This is a genomic window from Thermus hydrothermalis (genome assembly GCF_022760925.1).
Lineage (GTDB): Bacteria > Deinococcota > Deinococci > Deinococcales > Thermaceae > Thermus > Thermus hydrothermalis.
Window position 1 is genome coordinate 1 of sequence record NZ_JAKTNT010000005.1, and the last position, 21,971, is coordinate 21,971.

Consider the following 21,971-nt stretch of genomic DNA (forward strand, 5'->3'; position numbering starts at 1 on the left):
GGTGGTGGGGTTCGCTTGCGTTGGAGGGGGAGGAGTTTTGGGTAAGGGTGGGCTGGGGGTCTGGGGTGTGGACGTGGGGCATGGGGTTTAGAGGAGAGTTTTAGCACAAGCAAGTTACATCGTGAAAAGTCTCACTTACGCTTGCCAAACCCGTACACCAACTCATCCCCCTTCCGCACCACCAGGAGGAGGGCCGGCCGTCCTAGGCTGTCCTTGAGCACGTACTTGGTCCGCACCTCCCCGTCCACCACCCGCTCCTCCTGGCTTTCCACGAAGTACCCAGCGGCGGCGAAGGCGGTGAGCACCTGCTGGACGAAGGTGGCGTGGAGCCTGGCGGCTAGGCCCTTGGCGGCGAAGGCCTCGAGGGCGTACCCCTTGGCCTCGGGAAAGCGGGCGAGAAGGGGTTCGGGGCTGCGGGCCTTGTAGGAGCCTGCGGGAAGCCGCACGGCCGGGTCCAGGCTTGAGCTCAGGGCGGCCACCGCCGTCACCTCCACCAGGGTTTGGGCCAAACCTACCCCTAGCGCCAAGAAGGCGAGCAAGACCTTGAGCTTTCCCATAAGGGCATCTTAGCCCAAAAGGAGGTCGCGGGCCCGGAGGGCGAGGTGCACCCGGGCCAGGGTTTCCGGCTGGCCCAAGGGGCCCACCACGGCCTCAATGCGCTTCAGGCGGTAGCGCAGGGTGTTGGGGTGGACGTGGAGCCTGCTCGCCGCTTCCTCCACGCTCCCCGAGGCCATGTAGGCCTCGAGGGTCCGAAGGAGCTTGGGGGGAAGGGGGAGGTAACGCTCCACCAGGGCCCTGAGGTCCTCCGGGGACTGTTGCAGGAGGACGAAGGCCACGGGGTCCAGGCCTGTGAAGGAGAGGGCCTCCCCCGCCCGCGCCGCCTTGAGGGCGATGAGGGCCTCGCGGTAGGCCTCCTGCACCGCCCGGTCGGCGTGGACGGCGGAGTAGCCCAGGCGGCTTCCCGGGATGAGGGCTTTGAGAAGCCCTTCCGCCTCCTTTTTGGGGCTATGCACCTGCCACATGGCTGCCACCCGGTTCCCCCGGGTGGCGAGGAGGTAGGGGACGCCGAGCCGGTCCAGGTAGGCCCCCGCCTGGCGCCTCAGTTCCAGGGTGGCCTCCCTGCGCCTTTCCTCCGCCAGGCGGTGGCGGCCCGGGACCTCGGGGGGCTCGGCCAAGGCCAGGACCCACTCCACCCCCTCGGCGAAGCCGAAGGCGAAAAGCCTTTCCGCCTCCGCCTCCCCCAGGATGAGGCCCTCCAGAAGCGCCGCCCCCAAGGACTCCTCCCGCATCCTTTCCAGGCTTTTCTCCAAGGAGCGCACCTTGAGGAGCCGGGCCGCCACCTCCAGAAGCCCCCTCGCCCGCTTGAGCGCCCCCTCCTCCCCGTAGGCCACCAGCACCCCTTCCCCGGCCTCGAGGGCAAGCCACCCCCGGCCCTCCCCCGGAGCCTCGGGGTGCCTGGGGGGCACGGGGCCGGCGAAGCCCAGGACCTCCCCCCAGGGGGCCACCCGGGCCAGGGGCAGGCCCGTGGCCTGGTGCAGGACCTCCAGGAAGGGGCGGTCCGGAAGCTTCAGGAGGAGGTCCACGAGGCTTGCCAAGGCTAGGCCCGGCGCCAGGGCGAAGAGGCGGAGGGCGAGGGCCTTCTCCACCTCCTCCCGGCCGAGCCAAGGGGGGTAAAGGGCCAGGCCCAGGCCCTCGCTTTGGGCGAAGGCCTCCACCTCGGGGTCGGGCCCGGGGAGGAGGAAGCCCGTGGCCGCCCGGTAACGGAAGAGGCTCCCCTCGGGGCGGAAGAGGAGGAGGGCCCCCTCCAGGGGGAGGAGCGGGCGGGGCTCGGGGAGGACGAAGAGGGCGGGGCGGGAGGTGGGGACCCGGAGGGTTAGGCCCAGGGCCTCCGCCAGGGCGGTGAAGGAGATGGGGTCTTGACCAAACTCTGCCTCGGGCATTGTGTATTTCACCAATACCACCTGCCTTTGTCCGGGGCAAGGCGGAGAAGAGTGTGTATCTAAACAAATGACGCCGAAACTTTGTTTGTCCGTACGATTGCCCGAAGCCCGCCCCCTAGGCATCCTGGGAAACGAAAGGAGAAGCGCATGTTCCAGGGTTCCATACCGCCCTTACCCACACCCTTTCGCAAGGGCAAGCTAGACGAGGAGGCCTTGCGCCGCCTGGTGGAGCGGGTGGTGCAGGGGGGGTCCCACGGGGTGAGCGTGGGGGGAACCACGGGGGAGCCCGGCACCCAGACCCTGGAGGAGCGAAAACGGGCCCTAGAGGTGGTCCTGGACCAGGTGGCGGGGAGGGTGCCCGTCATCCCGGGAACGGGGGCCTTGCGCCTGGAGGAAACCCTGGAGCTCACCCGCTTCGCCCGGGAGGCGGGGGCGCAAGGGGCCATGGTCATCGTCCCCTACTACGTGAAGCCCAACCAGGAGGGCCTTTACCGCTACTTCGCCGAGGTGGCCAAGGCGGTGCCCGACTTCCCCCTCCTCATCTACAACATCCCCGGGCGGGCGGGGGTGGAGATCGCCCCTAAGACCGTGGCCCGCCTCCGGCGGGACTTCCCCAACATCGTGGGCCTCAAGCACTCCTCCAAGGACCTGGAGTACCTCTCCCACCTCTTCGCCGAGGCGGGGCGGGACTTCCTCGTCTTCTGCGGCCTGGAGAGCCTCACCCTGCCCATGATGAGCCTGGGGGCGGTGGGCACCATCGCCGCCACTGCCAACTGGCTCCCCAAGGAGGTGGCCCTCCTCTGCGAGAGGGCCCTGGCGGGGGACTACGAGGGGGCCAGGGAGATGCACTACTACCTCCTCGAGGCCAACGAGGCCATCTTCTGGGACACGAACCCCATCCCCCTCAAGACCGTGCTCGCCTGGATGGGGCTTTTGGAGAAGGAGTGGCGGCCCCCCTTGGGCCCCACCACCCCCGAGGTGGAGATGCGGCTTCGGCGGATGGCGGAGCGCTACGGCCTCGTCCCCGTGGAGGCGGCATGAAGCTCGCCCGCTTTCTCGCCAAGGGAAGGGTGCACCAGGGGGTCTATAGGGACGGCCTCCTCCTGGACGAGGCGGGGGAGGCCCACGACCCCGAGGGGGTGACCTGGCTCCTCCCCTTCACCCCGGGGAAGATCCTGGGGGTGGCCCTGAACTACGCCGACCACGCCGAGGAACTGGGCCTCGCCCGCCCCGAGGAGCCCGCCCTCTTCTGGAAGCCCAACACGAGCCTCCTCCCCCACAAGGGGGTGGTGCTTTACCCCAAGGGGGCGCGGTTCGTCCACTACGAGGTGGAGCTCGCCGTGGTGGTGGGGAGGCCCATGAAGCGGGTGAAGGCCAAGGACGCCCTGGACTACGTCCTCGGCTACACCATCGCCAACGACCTGGTGGCCCGGGACTACGTGACGAACACCTTCCGCCCCCCCATCCGGGCCAAGGGGCGGGACACCTTCTTGCCCCTTGGGCCCTTCCTGGCGGTGGGGGAGGTGGAGGACCCCCAGAACCTCTGGCTAAGGGCCTACGTGAACGGGGAGCTCCGGCAGGAGGGGCACACCTCGAGGATGCTCTACTCCGTGGCGGAGCTTTTGGCGTTCATCTCCGAGTTCATGACCCTGGAGCCCTACGATGTCCTCCTCACCGGCACCCCCAAGGGGATCAGCCAGGTCCACCCGGGGGACGTGATGCGCCTGGAGATTGAGGGCCTGGGGGCCCTGGAAAACCCCATAGAGGAGGAAGCATGAGGTACGCCGACGCCGTGGCGGGAATCCCTTGGGAAACCATTGAGGCGGTGCGGCGGCGCCTCCAGGAGAAGCCCGCCCTCCACTTCATCAAGGGGGAGTTCCTCCCCTCGGAAAGCGGGGAAACCTTCCCCTCCCTGGACCCCGCCAGCAACGAGGTCCTGGGCCATGCGGCGAGGGGCGGGGAGCGGGAGGTGGACCGCGCCGCCCGGGCGGCCCACGAGGCCTTCGCCACGTGGAGCCGCACCAAGGCCAAGGAGAGGAAGCGCTACCTCCTCAAGGTGGCGGAGCTCATAGAGAAGCACGCCGACGAGCTCGCCGTGATGGAGTGCCTGGACGCCGGGCAGGTCCTGCGCATCGTGCGGGCCCAGGTGGCCCGCGCCGCCGAGAACTTCGCCTTCTACGCCGAGTACGCCGAGCACGCCATGGAGGACCGCACCTACCCCGTGGACCGGGACTGGCTCTACTACGCCCTTAGGGTCCCCGTGGGCCCCGTGGGCATCATCACCCCCTGGAACGCCCCCCTGATGCTCTCCACCTGGCGCATCGCCCCCGCCCTGGCCTTCGGGGATACCGTGGTCCTGAAGCCGGCGGAGTGGAGCCCCTTCACCGCCAGCAAACTGGCGGAGATCTTCCAGGAGGCGGACCTGCCCCCTGGGGTCTTCAACCTGGTCCAGGGCTTCGGGGAGGAGGCGGGGGCGGCCCTGGTGGCCCACCCCCTGGTGCCCCTCATCACCCTCACCGGGGAGACGGAGACGGGGAAGGTGGTGATGCAGAACGCCGCCCGTCACCTCAAGCGGCTTTCCTTGGAGCTCGGGGGGAAAAGCCCCGCCTTGGTCTTCGCCGACGCCGACCTGGAAAGGGCCCTGGACGCCGTGGTCTTCCAGATCTACTCCTTCAACGGGGAAAGGTGCACGGCGAGCTCCCGCCTCCTGGTGGAGGAGGGCATCTTTGAGGAGTTCGTGGCCAAGGTGGCGGAAAGGGCCAGGGCCATCCGCGTGGGCCACCCCTTGGACCCCGAGACGGAGGTGGGGCCCCTGATCCACCCCGAACACCTGGAGCGCGTCCTGGGGTACGTCCGGGTGGGCCTCGAGGAAGGGGCAAGGCTCCTCGTGGGGGGCAGGCGGGCCACCCGCTCCTTCCGGGGGGAGGACCTCTCCCAGGGCAACTACCTGGAGCCCACCCTCTTCGTGGGGGAGAACCACATGAGGATCGCCCAGGAGGAGATCTTCGGGCCGGTGCTCTTGGCCATCCCCTTCAAGGACAAGGAGGACGCCCTCAGGAAGGCCAACGATACCAAGTACGGCCTCGCCGCCTACGTCTTTACCAAGGACCTGGAGCGGGCCCACCGCCTGGCCTTGGAGTTGGAGGCGGGCATGGTCTACCTCAATAGCCACAACGTGCGCCACCTGCCCACCCCCTTCGGCGGGGTGAAGGCGAGCGGGGACCGGCGGGAGGGAGGGTTCTACGCCCTGGAGTTCTACACCGACCTGAAGAGCGTGGCCCTCCCCTTGCGGCCCCCCCACATTCCGAGGTTCGGCAAGTGAGGAGGTGAAGGATGGCGAGGACGGGAGCGGAGTACATAGAGGCCCTGCGGGAGAGGCCCCCAAACCTCTGGTACAAGGGGGAGAAGGTGGAGGACCCCACCACCCACCCGGTCTTCCGGGGGATCGTGCGCACCATGGCGGCCCTTTACGACCTGCAGCACGACCCCCGGTTCCAGGAAGCCCTCACCTACGAGGCGGAGGGGAAGCGCCACGGCATGAGCTTCCTCATCCCCAAGACCAAGGAGGACCTGAAGCGGCGGGGCCAGGCCTACAAGCTCTGGGCGGACCAGAACCTGGGCATGATGGGCCGAAGCCCCGACTACCTGAACGCCGTGGTCATGGCCTATGCGGCGAGCGCCGCGTACTTCGGGGAGTTCGCCGAAAACGTCCGGAACTACTACCGCTACCTGCGGGACCACGACCTGGCCACCACCCACGCCCTCACCAACCCCCAGGTGAACCGGGCCAAGCCCCCTTCCGCCCAGCCCGACCCCTACATCCCCGTGGGAGTGGTGCGGCAGACGGAGAAGGGCATCGTGGTGCGGGGGGCCCGGATGACCGCCACCTTCCCCTTGGCGGACGAGGTCTTAATCTTCCCCTCCACCCTCCTCAAGGAGGGGCCAGGGAGCGAGAAGTACGCCATCGCCTTCGCCCTTCCCACCTCCACCCCTGGGCTCCACTTCGTCTGCCGGGAGGCCCTGGTGGGGGGGGATAGCCCCTTTGACTACCCCCTCTCTAGCCGCCTCGAGGAGATGGACTGCCTCGTCATCTTTGACGACGTCCTGGTGCCCTGGGAGCGGGTCTTCATCCTGGGGAACGTGGAGCTTTGCAACAACGCCTACGCCCAGACGGGCGCCCTGAACCACATGGCCCACCAGGTGGTGGCCCTGAAGACGGCCAAGACGGAGGCCTTCTTGGGGGTAGCGGCCCTCATGGCCGAGGGCATCGGGGCCGACGCCTACGGCCACGTGCAGGAGAAGATCGCCGAGATCATCGTCTACCTCGAGGCCATGAAGGCCTTCTGGACCCGGGCGGAGGAGGAGGCCAAGGAAAACGCCTATGGCCTCCTGGTGCCGGACCGCAAGGCCTTGGACGGGGCCCGGAACCTCTACCCGAGGCTTTACCCGAGGCTAAGGGAAATCCTGGAGCAGATCGGGGCCTCGGGCCTCATCACCCTGCCCTCGGAAAAGGACTTCAAGGGCCCCTTGGCGCCCCTTCTGGACAAGTACCTCCAAGGGGCCACCCTGGACGCCCGGGAGCGGGTGGCCCTCTTCCGCCTGGCCTGGGACATGACCCTTTCCGGCTTTGGGGCCCGGCAGGAGCTTTACGAGCGCTTCTTCTTCGGCGACCCCGTGCGCATGTACCAGACCCTCTACCAGGTGTACGATAAGGAGCCCTACAAGGAGCGGATCCGGGCGTACCTCAGGGCCTCCCTCGGCGTCTTCGCCCAGGAGGAGGTGGAGGCGTGACCTCCCTGGAGGAGGCCTTCAAGGAGGCCCTAAGCCGCTTCGCCAGCGGCGTCACCGTGGTGGCGGCCCGGGCGGGGGAGGAGCGGGGCATGACCGCCACCGCCTTCATGTCCCTAAGCCTCAGGCCCCCCTTGGTGGCCTTGGCGGTGAGCGAGGGGGCGAAGCTTTTGCCCCTTTTGGAGCGGGCGGGGGCCTTCACGGTGAGCTTTCTGCGGGAGGGGCAGGAAGGGGTTTCCGAGCACTTCGCCGGGAGGCCGAAGGAGGGGGTGAGCCTGGTGGAGGGCCGGGTGGAGGGGGCCTTGGCGGTCCTTAGGTGCCGCCTCGAGGCCCTCTACCCGGGCGGGGACCACCGGATCGTGGTGGGGCGGGTGGAGGCGGTGGAGCTTGGGGCAATGGGCCCGCCCCTCGTCTACTTCGCCCGCGGCTACAGGAGGCTTGTATGGCCATCGTAAGGGTAGGTTTCCTGGAACTTTGGGTTCAGGACCTGGAGAGGAGCCTGGAGTTTTACCAGGGGCTTTTGGGAATGCTCCTGGAAAGGCGGGAGGGCAAGGCGGCCTACCTCAGGGGCTACGAGGAGCGGGAGTGGAGCCTGAAGCTTACGGAGGCCCCTTTTGCGGCGGTGGCCGCCCTAGGCTTCAAGGTGAACTCGGAGGAGGGCCTTTCCGCCCTTAAGGCCTGGGCGGAGAGGGAAGGGCTTTTCCACCGGGAGGAGGCGGACTGGGGCCGTCCCAGGGTCCTCCGGGTGCAGGACCCCTTCGGCTACCCCTTGGCCTTCTACTTCCAGGCGGAAAAGCTTCCCCGGATGCTCCAGGAGTACCACCTCTACCGGGGGCCCGGGGTCCTCCGCATAGACCACGTCAACCTCTTCTCCCCGGAGGTGGACCGGGCCACCCGCTACTACCAGGAGGCCTTGGGGTTCCGCCTCACGGAGTACACGGAGGACGAGGAGGGGAGGCTTTGGGCGAGCTGGCTCCACCGCAAGGGGAACGTGCACGACGTGGCCTTCACCAACGGGGAGGGCCCCAGGCTCCACCACTTCGCCTACTGGCTTCCCGACCCCATGGCGGTGATCCGGGCGGCGGACATCCTGGCGGGGGCGAGGCGCACGGACGCCATTGAGCGGGGCCCCGGGCGCCACGGCATCTCCAACGCCATGTTCCTCTACCTGCGGGACCCGGACGGGCACCGGATGGAGCTTTACACCTCGGACTACCTCACCGTGGACCCCGACCTGCCCCCGGTGCGCTGGAGCCTCAACGACCCCAGGCGCCAGACCCTTTGGGGCCACCGCACGCCCAAGAGCTGGTTCCTGGAGGGGAGCCTGCTTCTAGACCCTTCGGGGAACCCCGTGCCCAGGCGGGCCTCGAGGCTAGCGGGCATCCCCGAACACGTGATCTAGCTTGACGGGACACTTGTCCCTAAGTAGACTGGAAGCCAAACGACCGTTAGTTAGACCCTATCCGGGGCACCCCGGTGGGAAAAAGGAGGTAGGAGATGAAGCGTTGGTTGGCGGTAGCGTTGGCCCTGGCCCTTTCCGCTTGGGCGCAGGGCACCTTGAAGGTGGGGGTGGTGGTCTCGGCCACGGGGCCCGCCGCCTCCTTGGGCATCCCTGAGCGCAACACCTTCCTCATGTTGCAAGAGCTCCTGGACCGCCAGGGAGGGGTGGCGGGGAGGAAGGTGCAGTTCGTCATCCTGGACGACGCCTCGGACACCACCCAGGCGGTGCGGAACACGAGGCGCTTGGTGGAGGAAGGCGTCGTGGCCATCGTGGGCACCACCACCACCCCCGCCTCCTTGGGCATGATCCCCGTGGTGGCGGAGGCCAAGGTGCCCATGATCTCCCTGGCGGCCAGCAAGGACATCATCTACCCGGTGGACGCCCAGCGCTTCTGGGTCTTCAAGACCCCGCAGACGGAGGAGCTCATGGCCCGGGCCATCGTGGCGGACATGGTGGCCCGGGGGGTGAAAACGGTGGGCTACATCGGCTTTAACGACGCCTACGGGGAAGGCTGGGCCCGCTTCTTTGAGGCGGAGGCCAAGGCCAAAGGCCTCCAGGTGGTGGCCAGCGAGCGCTACAACCGCACGGACACCAGCGTCACTGGCCAGGCCCTGCGCCTCATCGCCCGCCGGCCCGACGCCATCCTCATCGGGGCGAGCGGTACCCCGGCGGTCCTTCCCCAGCGCACCCTGAAGGAGCGGGGCTACCCGGGCCTCATCTACCAGACCCACGGGGTGGCGAACCCCGATTTCCTGCGGGTGGGCGGCCAGGACGTGGAGGGGACCCTCCTTCCCGCCGGGCCCATCCTGGTGGCGGAGCAGCTTCCCGGCACCTTCCCCTCCAAGCGGGTGGCCCTGGACTACATCCAGCGCTACGAGGCCAAGTACGGCATCGGAAGCTACTCCACCTTCGGGGCCCACGCCTGGGACGCCTGGCTCATCCTGCGCCCGGCCCTGGAGAGGGCCTTGAAGAAGGTAGACCCCGACAAGGACCTTTCCGCCTTCCGCGCCGCCCTGAGGGACGAGATTGAGGCCACCAAGAACCTGGTGGCCACCCACGGGGTTTTCACCTTCACCAAGGAGGACCACCTGGGCCTGCGCTTTGAGGACGCCGCCGTCATGGTCCGGGTGGAGAAAGGGCGCTGGAAGCTGGAGCGCACCTTCCGCTAAGCCATGGACGCTAGCATCCTGGGCTTCCTCCTCCTAGATGGGCTCCAGAACGGGGTCATCTACGGGCTCTTGGCCATCGCCATGGTGTTGGTCTTCGCCGTGACCCGGGTGATCCTGGTGCCCATCGGGGAGCTCCTCATGTTCGCCCCCCTTTCCCTGGTCTGGCTCCTGGAGGGGAAGATCCCGGGGACGCTCTGGCTGGCCTTGGTCTTGGGGCTCGTCTGGGCGGGGGTTGCGCGGGGGCGGGGGGCTTTGGGGCCCATCCTGGGGGCTTTGGGGCTTTCCGCCCTCTTTTTCCTCGCCCTCTTCCTGAAGCCCCTGGCTTACCCGGCGGCGGTCCTCCTGGTGGTCTACCTGGGGGTGGCCACGTACCGGGTCTTCTTCCAGCCCATGCGGGAGGCCACGGTGCTTTCCCTCCTCATCATGGCAGTGGGCCTACACGTGGCCTACCAGGGCTTGGGCCTCGTCTTCTTCGGCCCGGAGCAGTTCCGCCCCGAGCCCCTCCTTAGGGGAGAGGTGGTGGTGGGCCTTTCCTGGCAGGGGGTCTTGGTCCTCCTCTTCGCCCTCTTGAGCGTCCTTGGCCTCTACGCCTTCTTCCGCTTTTCCCTTTACGGGAAGGCCCTTCTGGCGGCAGCGGAGAGCCGGCTTGGGGCCAGGCTTACGGGCATCTCCCCGGAGGAGGCGGGGATGGTGGCCTTTGGCATCGCAAGCCTGATGGCGGGCCTCTCCGGCCTCCTCCTCGCCCCCCTCATCAACGCCGCCTACTTCATGGGCTTCATGCTGGGGCTCAAGGGCTTCGTGGCCGCCATCCTGGGGGGGCTTGCCAGCTACCCGGTGGCCTTCTTGGGGGCGCTTTTGGTGGGGTTTTTTGAGAGCTTCACCAGTTTCTTCGCCAGCGCCTACAAGGAGGCCCTGGTCTTTCTCCTTTTGGTGCCCGCCCTCTTTTACCAAAGCCTCAAGGCGCGGGCGGTGGAGGAGTGATGCGCCACCTTTGGTTTCTCCTGGTCCTTTTGCCCTTTGCCTTCCTGCCCTTTCCCTTCTACCTCACCCTCCTCAACTTCTTCGCCCTCTCGGCCCTGGTGGCCCTTTCCCTCTACGTGCTCACGGGCCTGGCGGGGATGACCAGCTTCGCCCAGGCGGCCTTCATGGGGATGGGGGCCTACGCCACCGCCCTCGTCACGGTGAAGGCGGGGCTATCGCCCTGGCTTGGCCTCCTTCTCGGCCTCCTCCTCTCCCTCCTCCTGGCCTTGGTCCTGGGGGGGCTCACGGTGCGGCTAAAAGGGCACTTCCTGCCCCTCTCCACCATCGCCTGGCAGGTGGCCCTGTACATCCTGGCGGGGAACCTGGTGGGCCTCACCGGGGGGCACACGGGGATCACCGACCTCCCCCCCTTGACCCTCTTCGGCCTTCCCTTAGACACGGGCTTCCGCTACGCCCTCTTTAGCCTTTTCCTCCTGGTCCTTTTCCTCCTCGCCCTGGACAACCTGCGGGCTAGCCGCCTGGGCCGGGCGCTGCTCGCCCTGCGGGGGGACGCCCTGGCGGCGGCGAGCTTCGGGGTGGACCCGGCCCGGCTCCGCCTCCAGGCCTTCCTCCTGGCGGGGGGCATGGCGGGGCTTGCGGGCTTCCTCTACGCCCACTTCCTGCGCTTCGTGAACCCCACGCCCTTCTCCCTGGAGGCCTCCATCAAGTACCTGGTCATGGCGGTGGCGGGCGGGGTGGGGACCATCCCAGGGGTGGTGCTGGGGGCGGCCTTCTTCACGGGGCTGGAGGACTGGCTCAAGGACCTCCTCCCCCTCCTCCTGGGCCGGCAGGGAAACTACGAGGTCATCGGCTACGGCCTCGTCCTGGCCCTCATCCTCCTCTTGGCCCCCAAGGGGCTTTGGCCCCTCCTTGCCGCGCGGCTTCCCCGGAAGGAAGGGCGCCTCCCCGAGGCCGAGCCCCTCCCCCTCGCCCCGCCCCAAGGGGCCCAGGGGGAGGAGGTGCTCCGGGTGGAGAACCTCAAGAAGGCTTTCGGCGGCCTCCTCGCCGTGAACGGGGTTTCCTTCGCCCTGAGGCGGGGGGAGATCCTGGCCCTCATCGGCCCCAACGGGGCGGGGAAGACCACGGTGTTCAACCTCATCACCGGGGCCCTGGCCCCGGATGGGGGCAGGGTCTTCCTCTTCGGCCGGGAGGTGACGGGCCTGGCCCCTTTCCGCATCCACCGCCTGGGCCTTGGGCGCACCTTCCAACACCCCCACCTCTTCCCCGAGCTTTCCGTCTTGGAGAACGCCGCCTTGGGCACCTACGCCCGCACCCGCGCGGACTTCCTTAGCGTCCTCCTGGGCCTCCACCGGAAGGAGGAGGCCAGGGCCCTCGCCACCGCCTACCGGGCCCTCAAGCGGGTGGGCCTCGAGTCCTTGGCCTGGGAGCGGGCGGAGCGGCTTAGCGTGGGGCAGCAAAGGCTTTTGGAGATCGCCCGCCTCCTCGCCTCGGGGGCGGAGGTCCTCCTTTTGGACGAGCCGGGGGCGGGGCTTCGGGCGGGGGAGAAGCGGGAGCTCGCCCACCTCCTCCGGGCCCTCGCCCGGGAGGGGTACACCCTCCTCCTCGTGGACCACGACATGGACCTGGTCATGGGCCTGGCGGACCGGGTGGTGGTGATGAACTACGGGGAGAAGATCGCCGAGGGAAGCCCGGCGGAGGTGCAGAGGAACCCCCTGGTGCGGGCCGCCTACCTGGGGGAGGAGGTGGCCTGATGCTCCGGGTGGAAGGCCTCACCGTGCGCTACGGGCCCCTGGAGGCGGTGCGGGGGGTGTCCTTCGCCCTGGAGGAGGGGGAGGCCCTGGCGGTGATCGGCCCCAACGGGGCGGGGAAGACGAGCGTCCTCCGCGGGCTCTTGGGCTTGGCCAAGGCGGAGGGCCGCGTCCTCCTGGACGGGGAGGTCCTGGCGGCGCGGAGCCCGGAGGGCCTCCTCAAGCGGGGCCTCGTCCTGGTGCCGGAGGGGCGCGCCCTCTTCCCCGGGCTTTCCGTGGAGGACAACCTCCGCCTCGGGGGGTTCCACCGGTTCCGGAGGGGGGAGGACCTGAGGCCCGATCTGGAGCGGGTCTATGGCCTCTTCCCTAGGCTGAGGGAAAGGCGGGGGCAGCTTGCGGGGACGCTCTCTGGGGGGGAGCAGCAGATGCTGGCCATCGGCCGCGCCCTCATGGCGCGGCCCCGCCTGCTCCTATTGGACGAGCCCTCCTTGGGGCTTGCCCCCTTGATGGTGCGGGAGATCTACCGCATCCTGGCCGGCCTAAAGGGGGAAGGGGTCACGCTCCTCCTGGTGGAGCAGAACGCCAAGGTGGCCCTGGAGCTCGCCGACCGGGGCCTGGTATTGGAGGCGGGGGAGATGGCCCTGGAGGGAACCGCCCAGGAGCTACGGCAAAACCCCAAGGTGGTGGAGGCCTACCTGGGCCTTAGACGGGAGGTGGAGGAGGGATGAGGGACCCCTTCATGGAGGCCTTGGGCCTAACGGTGCTCCACCTGGCCCCCGGGGAGGCCAGGGTGGGGGGCCGGGTGGAGAGGGCCCACCTCAACCTCCACGGCACGGCCCACGGGGGTTTCCTCTACGCCCTGGCCGACAGCGCCTTCGCCCTCGCCTCCAACTCCCGGGGGCCCGCCGTGGCCCTCTCCTGCCGCATGGACTACTTCCGGCCCCTCCAGGCCGGGGCCTGGGTGGAGGCGGAGGCGGTGGAGGTGAACCTCTCCCGGCGCACCGCCACCTACCGGGTGGAGGTGGTTTCGCAGGGCAGGCTGGTGGCCCTCTTCACGGGCACGGTGTTTCGCTTAGGAGGTGAGGATGTACCAACCGGAGTTGGAAACCCTTCCCAGGGAGAAGCTTAGGGCCTTGCAGGAGGAAAGGCTACGCCAGGTGGTGGCCTACGTTTACGAGAGGGTGCCCTTTTACCGGAGGCTTCTGGACGAGGCGGGGGTGAGGCCCGGGGATATCCGGGGCCTGATGGACCTCCCCAAGCTTCCCTTCACCAAGAAGGACCACCTTAGGGAAAACTACCCCTTCGGCCTCTTCGCCGTGCCCCGGGAGGAGGTGGCCCGCATCCACGCCTCTAGCGGCACCACCGGCAAGCCCACGGTGGTGGGCTACACCAAGAAGGACCTCGGCATCTTCGCCGAGGTGGTGGCCCGCTCCCTGGCCGCAGCGGGGGCGAGGCCCGGGATGATGCTCCACAACGCCTACGGCTACGGCCTCTTCACGGGGGGGCTTGGCCTCCACGGGGGGGCGGAGGCCTTGGGGATGACCGTGGTGCCCGTTTCCGGGGGGATGACGGAGCGCCAGGTCATGCTCATCCAGGACTTCCGGCCCGAGGTGATCTCCTGCACCCCCTCCTACGCCCAGACCTTGGCGGAGGAGTTCCGCAAGCGGGGGGTTTCCCCTGAGGCCCTGTCCCTGGAGTACGCCGTCCTGGGGGCCGAGCCCTGGACCGAGGCCATCCGCAAGCAGGTGGACGAGGGGCTTGGGGTTAGGAGCACCAACATCTACGGCCTATCGGAGATCATCGGCCCCGGGGTGGCCAACGAGTGCGTGGAGGAGCGCCAGGGTAGCCACATCTGGGAGGACCACTTCCTGCCCGAGGTGGTGGACCCAGACACCGGGGAGCCCTTGCCCGAGGGGAAGGTGGGGGTTCTGGTATTTACCACCCTCACCAAGGAGGCCATGCCCCTCCTCCGCTACTGGACGGGGGACCTGACCTTCCTCACCTACGAGGCCTGTTCCTGCGGCCGCACCCACGTGCGCATGGGGCCCATCCTGGGGCGCACCGACGACATGCTCATCATCCGCGGGGTGAACGTCTACCCCACGCAGGTGGAGGCGGTGCTCCTGGGCATTCCCGAGGTGGAGCCCTACTACCAGATCGTGGTGCGGCGGGAGGGCACCCTGGACGAGGCGGAGCTCAAGGTGGAGGTTTCCGAGGCCTTCTTCCAGGAGATCGGCAAAAAGGCCCTTTCCGACGAGGTCGTTGAGGCGGACCACCGCCTCCACGCCCTCAGGGAGAAGGTGGCCCACAAGATCAAGGACACCATCGGCGTCACCATGAAGGTGACCCTCCTCGCCCCCGGGGAGGCCCCGCGGAGCGAAGGGGGGAAGCTAAGGCGGGTTTTGGACCTGCGCAAGTAGCCATGCGCCCCATACCCGAAGGCTACGAGGCCACCTTTGAGACGGTGGTCACGGAGGAGATGACCGTGAACTTTGAGGAGCTCGGGCCCGTGCACCCCGTCTACGCCACCTACTGGATGGCCAAGCACATGGAGCTCGCCGGGCGGAAGATCATCCTTCCCTTTTTGGAAGAGGGGGAGGAGGGGATTGGGAGCTACGTGGAGGTGCGGCACCTGGCCTCGGCCCTCCCGGGGATGCGGATCCGGATCGTGGCCCGGCACGAGCGCACGGAGGGGAACCGGGTCCACGCCACCATGGAGGCCTACAACGAGCTGGGGGACCTGATCGGCGTGGGGCGCACGGAGCAGGTGATCCTGCCCAAGGCCAAGGTGGAGGCCCTCTTCCAAAAGCTCAGGGAGCGCTGGGCGAAGGCGGGGTAGGCTTCCCTTTGGGGGTATCCTCGAGGGGGAGGCCGTATGAAGCTCAGCGGCAAAGTGGTGGTGGTCACGGGCGCAGGAAGCGGCCTGGGCCAGGCCCTGGCCCTAGAGCTCCTGAGACGGGGGGCCAGGGTGGCGGCGGTGGACCTTAGGGAGGAGGGCCTAAGGGAAACCGAGGCCCAGGCGGGGAGCCTGGCCCCTGGGCTTAGCCTCCACCCCCTGGACATTACGGACAAGGCGAGGGTGGCGGCCTTGCCCGAGGAGGTGGAAAGGGCGCACGGGCAGGTGGACGGCCTCATCAACAACGCCGGCATCATCCAGCCCTTCAAGCGCCTCCTGGACCTGGACGAGGCGGCCATAGAGCGGGTGATGCGGGTGAACTTCTACGGGACCCTGTACATGACCCGTGCCTTCCTGCCGAGGCTTCTTAAGCGCCCTGAGGCCCACCTGGTGAACGTGTCCAGCATGGGGGCCTTCGTGCCGGTGCCGGGGCAGGCGGTCTACGGGGCTTCCAAGGCGGCGGTGAAGCTCCTCACGGAGGCCCTTTGGGCGGAGCTCCAGGGCACCCCGGTGCGGGTCACCCTGGTGTTGCCCGGGGCCATGCGCACGGGGATCGCCCAGCACTCGGGGGTGGAGGCCCCAAGAGCAGAAGGGGCAAATGTTCCCGTTCTGGAACCCCAGGCGGCCGCCCGCATCCTCCTGGACGCCGTGGAGCGGGATGCCTTCCGGGTCCTTTTGGGCCAGGACGCCCGCACCATGGACCTCCTCTACCGCCTAAGCCCCCTTTGGGCCACCCGGCTCATCCAACGGCGCATGGCCCATCTCCTGGGCTAGGCCCCCTCCTCGCACCCCGAGGGCGGCAAGCCCCATGAGCCCGGTGAGGAGGAGGGCGGTGGCGGCGAAGGCCAAGCCGTGGTGGGGGAAAAGCCGGTAAAAAAGCCCCAGGCTCCCCCCGGCCAGGGCGCTTCCCACAGCCTGCCCCAAGGAGCGGGCCACGGAGAGGGCCCCCGAGGCGAGCCCCTCCGTCCCCGGGGGCGCCAGGGAGAGGACCAAGGCGTTGTTGGCCGCCTGGAAAAGGGCGCGCCCTACCCCCAAGAGGGCAAGGCCCAGGGCCGCCCCCCAAAGGGGATGGAGGAGGGGCAAGAAGGCGAAGGCCACCCCCGCCCCCACCAGGAGGTAGGCCCCAAGGAGGGCCACCCGGCGGTAGCCGAGCCGGTCCGCCACCTTGCCCGCCCACGCCCCCAGGAGGAGAAGTTGCAAGGGCCCCAGGAGGAGAAGCCCCCCGATGGCCCTAGGGGATAGCCCCTCGGCTCCCAGGTGGAAGGCCAGGGCCACCGTGGTCCCTAGGGTGTGGAGGAAGTAAAGGCCCGTGGCCAGGAGGGCCCGGAGGAACCCGGGGGCGAAAAGGAGCCTCCCCAAAGAGCCTTCCTGTTTGGGAAGGTCCGGGAGGTTTCCCGAAAGGAGGAGGGCGAGGAGGGCGGCGGGGAGGGGCAGGAGGAAGACCCAGCGGAGGCTAACCCCGGCGGCAAGCCCTCCCAGGGCGGGGCCCAGGAGGGTGCCCGTGGCCACGGTGCTCGCCACCATACCCAAGGCGTAGCCCCGGGCCTGGGGAAAGGCGGTGGCGGCCAGGCCCGGCACGAGCCCCACCACCATGGCCGTGGCCACCCCCTGGAGGAAGCGGAGGAGGTAAAGGGCCCAAAGCCCTGGGGCCAGGGCGAGGAGGAGGGCGAAGAGGGCGTGGAGGAGGAGCCCGAGCCGAAAGAGCCTTCCCGCCCCTACCCGCCCCGCCAGGCCCGCCATGGGCAGGTAGGCCAGGGCCGCCCCCAGAAGCCCCATGGACACCACCCCTTGCGCCCTCTCGGGCCCCACGGCGAAGGCTTCTTGTAGGAGGGGCAGCGCGGGGGCCAGGCTGCTTTCGCTTATCGTCCCGAGGAGCACGCCGGAAAGGAGGGCGTATAGCCGCCGGTCCATGGGGTAAGCCTACTTCCCTTGGGGGGAAGGGGTGTGGCGGCTTTCCTTGTCCCAAAGGTGGCCTTGGGTGCACCATGGGGCCATGCTGGCCGAGCGTTGGGCCCAGGGGCTCACCTATGGGGCGCTCCTTTCCCGGCTTGGCACCAGGCGGAAGCGGGTGGAGGCCTTTTACCAGGCCCTGGAGCCCTTGCCCCCCCTGCCAGGGGTGGCCCGGGTCCTCGCCCTGGTGGAGGCCTGGTGCCCGGACTGCCTCCAGGCCATTCCCGTGCTGGCGAGGCTTCCCCTCGAGGCCCGCTTCCTCTTCCGGGACGAGAACCCGGATCTGGCCGAGCGCTACGCCAAGGAGGGCAAACGCATCGTCCCCACCGTGCTCTTCTTGGACGGGGCCTTCCAGGAGATCGCCCGATGGCACGGCCCCCCCGAGGAGGCCCGGGCCTTCCTGCGGGCGGCCAAGGAGGCGGGCTGGGAAAGGGCCGAGGCCTTGCGCCGCTACCACGAGGCCTTTCCCCGCTTCGCCCAGGCCATGCTCCAGGAGTGGCACACCCTCCTCGTTCCCCAAGGACGAACGGTGTAGGCTTCTTGGGAGTACACGTTTCCACGTTTCCACAACCCCCCGGATACTTTGGGTGTGGAAGACCGGGTATACCTGTTATCGGAGGCCCTAGGCCTTTCCAAGGACCTCCTAGGGGGTAAGGGGTACGGCCTTGCGGCCATGGCGGGGGCGGGCCTGCCCGTGCCCCCGGCCATGGTCATCACCACGGAGGCCTGCCGCGCCTACCTCCGCGCCGGCCAGGTGCCGGGCCTTGCGGAGGAGGTGCGGCGCAAGATGGCGGCCCTGGAAGGCCTAACGGGGAAGCGCTTCGGCCAGGGGGAGGGGAAGACCCCTCCCCTTTTGGTTTCCGTGCGGAGCGGGGCCCCGGTGTCCATGCCGGGGATGATGGACACCATCCTGAACCTGGGCCTCACCCTCGAGGGGGTGGAGGCCCTGGCCCGGGCCACGGGAAACCCCCGCTTTGCCTGGGATACCTTCCGCCGCCTCCTCGCCATGTACGGGGAAGTGGTCCTGGGGGAGCGGGCGGAGGTCTTTGAAGGCATGCTTTCCGCCCTCAAGCGGGAGCGGGGGGTGGAGGCGGACACCGCCCTTTCCGCCGAGGACCTGGAGGAGCTCGCCTTCCGCTACCTCCGCCACCTGGAGGCCAGGGGCACCCCCTTCCCCATGGACCCTTGGGCGCAGCTTTTCGCCGCCATTGAGGCGGTCTTTCGCAGTTGGCTCAACCCCCGGGCCAAGACCTACCGGCGCATCTACGGCATCCCCGAGGACCTGGGCACGGCGGTGGTGGTCCAGGCCATGGTCTACGGCAACCTGGGGGAGGACTCGGGCACCGGGGTGGGCTTCACCCGCAACCCCGCCACCGGGGAGAAGGGCCTCTACGGGGAGTACCTCAGGAACGCCCAAGGGGAGGACGTGGTGGCGGGGATCCGCACCCCCGAGCCCCTAGAGCGCCTCAAGGACTACGCCCCCGAGCTCCACGCCGAGCTGGAGCAGGTGGCGGAGCGTCTGGAGCGCCACTTCCGGGACATGCAGGACTTTGAGTTCACCGTGGAAAGGGGGCGGCTTTTCCTCCTGCAGACCCGCTCGGGGAAGCGCACGGCCAAGGCGGCGGTGCGCATTGCCGTGGAGATGGCGGAGGAGGGGCTCATCACCAAGGAAGAGGCGGTCTTAAGGGTGGAGGCCAACGCCCTCCCCGGCCTCCTCAAGCCGGCGGTGGACCGCAACCGGGCGCCCAAGCCCCTCCTTAGAGGGCTTCCCGCAAGCCCCGGCGCTGCCCTTGGCCACGCCGTCTTCTCCAACGAAGGGGCGGAGCGCTTCGCCGCCCAGGGCCTGCCCACGATCCTGGTCCGCCCGGAAACCACCCCCGAGGACATCACGGGGATGTACCTCTCCAGGGGCATCCTCACCGCCCGGGGCGGCCTCACCTCCCATGCGGCGGTGGTGGCCCGGGGCCTCGGGGTGCCGGCGGTGGTGGGGGCGGAGGCCCTGAGGGTTTTCCCCGAGGAAGGGCGTGCCCTGGTGGACGGGGTGGAGGTCCGGGAGGGGGACCTCCTCACCTTGGACGGGGGCACGGGGGAGGTCTACCTGGGGGCGGTGCCCCTGGTGGAGGCGGCGGAGGAGGCCCTTTTGGAGAAGCTCTTCGCCTGGGCCGAGCCCTATCGGCGCCTTGGGGTGCGGGCCAACGCCGACACCCCCCTGGACGCCCAAAGGGCCCGGGCCTTCGGCGCCCAGGGGATCGGCCTGTGCCGCACGGAGCACATGTTCTTCCAGGAGGAGAGGCTCCCTTGGGTGCGCCGCCTCATCCTCGCCCAGACCCCGGAGGAGGAGGAAGAGGCCCTGGAGAGGCTTTTCGCCTTCCAGAAGGAGGACTTCAAGGCCATCCTCCGGGTCATGGACGGCCTGCCCGTGACCGTGCGCCTCTTGGACCCGCCCCTGCACGAGTTCCTGCCGCCCATGGCCGAGCTGGAGGCGCGGGCCAAGGAGGGGGATGGGGAAGCCTTGGCCCTTCTGGAGCGGGCCAAGGCCCTTCACGAGGTGAACCCCATGCTGGGCTTTAGGGGGGTGAGGCTCCTTCTCCTTAGGCCCGCCATCTTCCGGATGCAGCTAAGGGCCCTCCTCGAGGCCGCCCGGGAGCTAAGGGAGGAGGGCTTTGACCCCCGGCCCGAGGTCATGGTTCCCCTGGTGGCGGACCCCAAGGAGGTGGAGCGGGCCCGCGCCTTGGCCGAGGAGCTCTTCCGGGAATACGGCCCCATCCCCTTCGGCACCATGATAGAAACCCCAAGGGCCGCCCTCCTCGCCGGCGAAATCGCCCCCTTGGTGGACTTCTTCAGCTTCGGCACCAACGACCTCACCCAGATGGCCTTTGGCCTCTCCCGGGACGACGCCGGGAAGTTCCTGCCCCGGTACGTGGAGGAGGGGCTATTCCCCTTTGACCCCACGGAGCGCCTGGACGAGAAGGGCGTGGGAAGGCTCATCCGGATGGCGGTGGAGGAGGGGCGGCGGGCCAACCCCAGGCTGAAGCTCGGCCTCTGCGGGGAGCACGGGGGCGAGGCGGGAAGCGTCCAGGCCGTGGCCGACCTCCTGGACTACACCTCGGCGAGCCCCTTCCGCATCCTCACCGCCCGCCTTGCGGCCGCCCAGGCGGGGCTTAGGGCCCGCCAGGCTCAGCCGGCTAGCTCGTAGGCCTGGGCCTGGAGGCGCACCGCGGTGTTGGCGGCGCCGTAGGCCTCGTAGCCGCCCCGGCGCTCCACCACCTCAAAGAAGAAGCGCCCCCGGAAGGTGGGGGTGTAGAGGTGGAGGAACTCGGCGCCCTCGAGGGTGCGGTCGTAGAGGAGCTGGTGGGCCTGAAGCCGCTCTACCTCCTCCGGCGAAAGGCCGTGGCGGGCGGCCAAGGCGCGGTAGTAGGAGGCGGGAATGCGTAAGGGGCGGAACCCTTCCTGGGCCGCTCGCCGGGCGAAGGCCAAGAGGTCAGGGGTGCGGAAGGCCACGTGTTGGATGCCTGCATGGCCAAGTCTTTGCAGGAAGCGGGAAGCCGCCGTACCCATGCCTTCGGAGGTGTTTACCGGGATGCGCACCCGGCCATCGGGGCTGCGCACGGAGCGGCTGTAGAACATCCCGTAGGGGTCAAAGACCTCCACCACCGGGTCCACCTGGAAGCCGAAGAGGGCCTTGTAGATGAGAAGCCAGCTGTAAAGCTCCCACCGGGGAACGACGTTGGTGAAGTGGTCCACCTCCAAGAGGGCATCCCCTTGGGGCTCTCCTAAAACCACAAGCCCATAGGCCTCTAGTAGAGGGCCATCCACCAAGTAAAGCCGGGTATGCCCCACCCCCTGGATGGCGGCGTAGCCTAAGCCCTCCTGGGGCCTGGGTAGGAGGGAAAGCCCAAGCTCCCGGGCCCGGGCCGCCACGGGGGCTGCTTTGCCCACCCGGAGGCCTACCCCGTACACAGACGGGAACTCCCGCACCCCATCCCCTTCCTCGGGGGGGTGGAGGAGGACCTGGGCCTGGCCCGCCCGGTAAAGGCAGAGCTCCAGGGCCGGGTGGCGGGCCTCCTGCCGGAAGCCCAAGGCCCGGAGGAGGTTTTGGAGGTCCTCGAGGTCTTCCTCCTCGCCGGCGATCTCCACGAACTCCACCCCCAGCACCGGGCTTCCTTTAGGCAAGGGAGGAAGGAGGAGCCCCAGCCGGTCAAAGAGGAATTTGAGGGCGCGGAGTCCATCCTGGGCCACCTGCTCCGGGTTTGCGCCCCGGAACCACTCGTTGAAGATTTCCAAGGAGATAGGGCCCCGATACCCCGTGGCCAGGACGCTTTGCAAAAAGGCCTCCACGGGCCAGTCCCCTTGCCCCGGCATGGCCCGGTGGTGGCGGCTTAGGGCCAGGGGGTCCATGAGGAGGTTAGGAGCATCGGAAAGCTGCACCAGGAAGATCTTTTCCCCGGGCAAGCGGGCGATGGACTCCAGGGGGTTCTGCCGCACGAAGCAGTGGAAGCTATCCAAAACGAGGCCGAGGTGGGGGTGGTCTGCCCGGCGCACCACCTCAAAGGCCTGGGGCCAGTCCCGGATGTGTCGCCCCCAGGCCAGGGCCTCGTATCCCACCCTAAGACCCCGGCTAGCGGCCTTCTCGGCTAGGGCGTGGAGATCGGCCGCCGCTTGTTCTAGGTCGTCCAGGGCCAGGGGAGAGGTGTTGGAGCAGACATAGGTGAGCTCTACCCCGAGCTCGGCCATCAGGTCAAACCAGCGCTCTGCCCGGACCAGGTTGCGGCTCCGGTAGGGCTCGGGCATGGCCTCATAGTCCCGCAAGGGCTGGAGGGCCACAAGGCGCAGGCCCAGATCCTCCGCCAGGGCCCGCAGCTCCCTGGGGGTTCCCCGGAACCCCGCTAGGTCCTCCTCAAAGATCTCCACGGCCCGGAACCCCGCCTTGGCGATGGCGAGGAGCTTCTCCTCCAAGGTGCCACCTAGGGCACAGGTAGCAATGGCCCATTCCATACT

General features: G+C 68.7%; 20 protein-coding genes. 16 read left to right on the forward strand and 4 right to left on the reverse strand.

Translation table 11 applies throughout. From position 1 onward, the window contains the following. Window positions 1-131 precede the first annotated feature (131 nt). Both L0C60_RS04145 and L0C60_RS04150 read right to left on the reverse strand, forming a co-directional pair. Entirely contained in the window at window positions 132-557 is a 426-nt protein-coding gene (locus L0C60_RS04145) for a hypothetical protein (protein ID WP_234507694.1), read from the reverse strand. Window positions 558-566: 9 nt separating this feature from the next. Beyond that, window positions 567-1,940 (reverse strand): PucR family transcriptional regulator, encoded by a 1,374-nt coding sequence (locus L0C60_RS04150; protein WP_234507797.1) that lies wholly within the window; start codon window positions 1,938-1,940, stop codon window positions 567-569. 147 nt (window positions 1,941-2,087) lie between these two features. Here L0C60_RS04150 and hpaI point away from each other — a divergent pair, with 147 nt between their 5' ends. From hpaI to L0C60_RS04220, 14 genes are all read left to right on the forward strand, one after another. Continuing rightward, window positions 2,088-2,981 (forward strand): 2,4-dihydroxyhept-2-ene-1,7-dioic acid aldolase, encoded by an 894-nt coding sequence (gene hpaI / locus L0C60_RS04155; RefSeq protein ID WP_234507695.1) that lies wholly within the window; start codon window positions 2,088-2,090, stop codon window positions 2,979-2,981. Continuing rightward, window positions 2,978-3,718: a fumarylacetoacetate hydrolase family protein gene (locus tag L0C60_RS04160; protein ID WP_234507697.1), complete on the forward strand. Its 741-nt coding sequence runs from the start codon at window positions 2,978-2,980 to the stop codon at window positions 3,716-3,718. The genes hpaI and L0C60_RS04160 overlap by 4 nt, the downstream gene beginning before the upstream one ends. Beyond that, on the forward strand, window positions 3,715-5,262 hold the full coding sequence (hpaE, locus tag L0C60_RS04165; RefSeq protein WP_243092532.1) for a 5-carboxymethyl-2-hydroxymuconate semialdehyde dehydrogenase: 1,548 nt from the start codon (window positions 3,715-3,717) through the stop codon (window positions 5,260-5,262). Before L0C60_RS04160 ends, hpaE begins: the two co-directional genes overlap by 4 nt. An 11-nt stretch (window positions 5,263-5,273) precedes the next feature. Next, entirely contained in the window at window positions 5,274-6,731 is a 1,458-nt protein-coding gene (hpaB, locus tag L0C60_RS04170; protein WP_234507701.1) for a 4-hydroxyphenylacetate 3-monooxygenase, oxygenase component, read from the forward strand. A 5-nt stretch (window positions 6,732-6,736) separates the two neighbouring features. Beyond that, on the forward strand, window positions 6,737-7,183 hold the full coding sequence (hpaC, locus tag L0C60_RS04175; protein WP_234507798.1) for a 4-hydroxyphenylacetate 3-monooxygenase reductase subunit: 447 nt from the start codon (window positions 6,737-6,739) through the stop codon (window positions 7,181-7,183). After that, on the forward strand, window positions 7,171-8,130 hold the full coding sequence (gene hpaD / locus L0C60_RS04180; protein WP_243092533.1) for a 3,4-dihydroxyphenylacetate 2,3-dioxygenase: 960 nt from the start codon (window positions 7,171-7,173) through the stop codon (window positions 8,128-8,130). The genes hpaC and hpaD overlap by 13 nt, the downstream gene beginning before the upstream one ends. Window positions 8,131-8,225: 95 nt before the next feature. Beyond that, window positions 8,226-9,398, forward strand: a complete 1,173-nt coding sequence (locus L0C60_RS04185) for an ABC transporter substrate-binding protein (RefSeq protein ID WP_234507705.1) — start codon at window positions 8,226-8,228, stop codon at window positions 9,396-9,398. 3 nt (window positions 9,399-9,401) lie between these two features. Further along, window positions 9,402-10,379, forward strand: coding sequence for a branched-chain amino acid ABC transporter permease (locus L0C60_RS04190; protein WP_234507707.1), 978 nt, complete (start codon window positions 9,402-9,404; stop codon window positions 10,377-10,379). Then, window positions 10,379-12,130 (forward strand): branched-chain amino acid ABC transporter ATP-binding protein/permease, encoded by a 1,752-nt coding sequence (locus L0C60_RS04195; protein WP_234507709.1) that lies wholly within the window; start codon window positions 10,379-10,381, stop codon window positions 12,128-12,130. Before L0C60_RS04190 ends, L0C60_RS04195 begins: the two co-directional genes overlap by 1 nt. Continuing rightward, window positions 12,130-12,855, forward strand: a complete 726-nt coding sequence (locus L0C60_RS04200; RefSeq protein WP_234507711.1) for an ABC transporter ATP-binding protein — start codon at window positions 12,130-12,132, stop codon at window positions 12,853-12,855. Before L0C60_RS04195 ends, L0C60_RS04200 begins: the two co-directional genes overlap by 1 nt. Next, on the forward strand, window positions 12,852-13,256 hold the full coding sequence (paaI, locus tag L0C60_RS04205; protein ID WP_234507713.1) for a hydroxyphenylacetyl-CoA thioesterase PaaI: 405 nt from the start codon (window positions 12,852-12,854) through the stop codon (window positions 13,254-13,256). Before L0C60_RS04200 ends, paaI begins: the two co-directional genes overlap by 4 nt. Next, entirely contained in the window at window positions 13,213-14,547 is a 1,335-nt protein-coding gene (locus L0C60_RS04210; RefSeq protein WP_234507715.1) for a phenylacetate--CoA ligase family protein, read from the forward strand. The genes paaI and L0C60_RS04210 overlap by 44 nt, the downstream gene beginning before the upstream one ends. A 2-nt stretch (window positions 14,548-14,549) precedes the next feature. Next, window positions 14,550-14,966, forward strand: coding sequence for a thioesterase family protein (locus L0C60_RS04215; protein WP_234507718.1), 417 nt, complete (start codon window positions 14,550-14,552; stop codon window positions 14,964-14,966). A 36-nt stretch (window positions 14,967-15,002) separates the two neighbouring features. Next, entirely contained in the window at window positions 15,003-15,797 is a 795-nt protein-coding gene (locus L0C60_RS04220) for an SDR family NAD(P)-dependent oxidoreductase (protein WP_234507720.1), read from the forward strand. Here the strand turns inward: L0C60_RS04220 and L0C60_RS04225 are convergent. Continuing rightward, entirely contained in the window at window positions 15,738-16,934 is a 1,197-nt protein-coding gene (locus L0C60_RS04225; protein ID WP_234507722.1) for an MFS transporter, read from the reverse strand. The two genes, L0C60_RS04220 and L0C60_RS04225, sit on opposite strands and share 60 nt — an antisense overlap. A gap of 82 nt (window positions 16,935-17,016) precedes the next feature. Here L0C60_RS04225 and L0C60_RS04230 point away from each other — a divergent pair, with 82 nt between their 5' ends. Both L0C60_RS04230 and ppdK read left to right on the forward strand, forming a co-directional pair. Continuing rightward, complete coding sequence (locus L0C60_RS04230; RefSeq protein ID WP_234507724.1) at window positions 17,017-17,508, forward strand: thioredoxin family protein; 492 nt, start codon at window positions 17,017-17,019, stop codon at window positions 17,506-17,508. Window positions 17,509-17,562: 54 nt separating this feature from the next. Next, the gene (gene ppdK, locus L0C60_RS04235; RefSeq protein WP_234507727.1) at window positions 17,563-20,169 is read left to right on the forward strand and encodes a pyruvate, phosphate dikinase; all 2,607 of its coding nucleotides are present in this window, start codon (window positions 17,563-17,565) and stop codon (window positions 20,167-20,169) included. On the opposite strand, the gene L0C60_RS04240 is transcribed toward ppdK, so the two are convergent. Next, complete coding sequence (locus L0C60_RS04240) at window positions 20,151-21,968, reverse strand: bifunctional sugar phosphate isomerase/epimerase/4-hydroxyphenylpyruvate dioxygenase family protein (protein WP_243092534.1); 1,818 nt, start codon at window positions 21,966-21,968, stop codon at window positions 20,151-20,153. The two genes, ppdK and L0C60_RS04240, sit on opposite strands and share 19 nt — an antisense overlap. Between the last annotated feature and the right edge of the window lie 3 nt (window positions 21,969-21,971).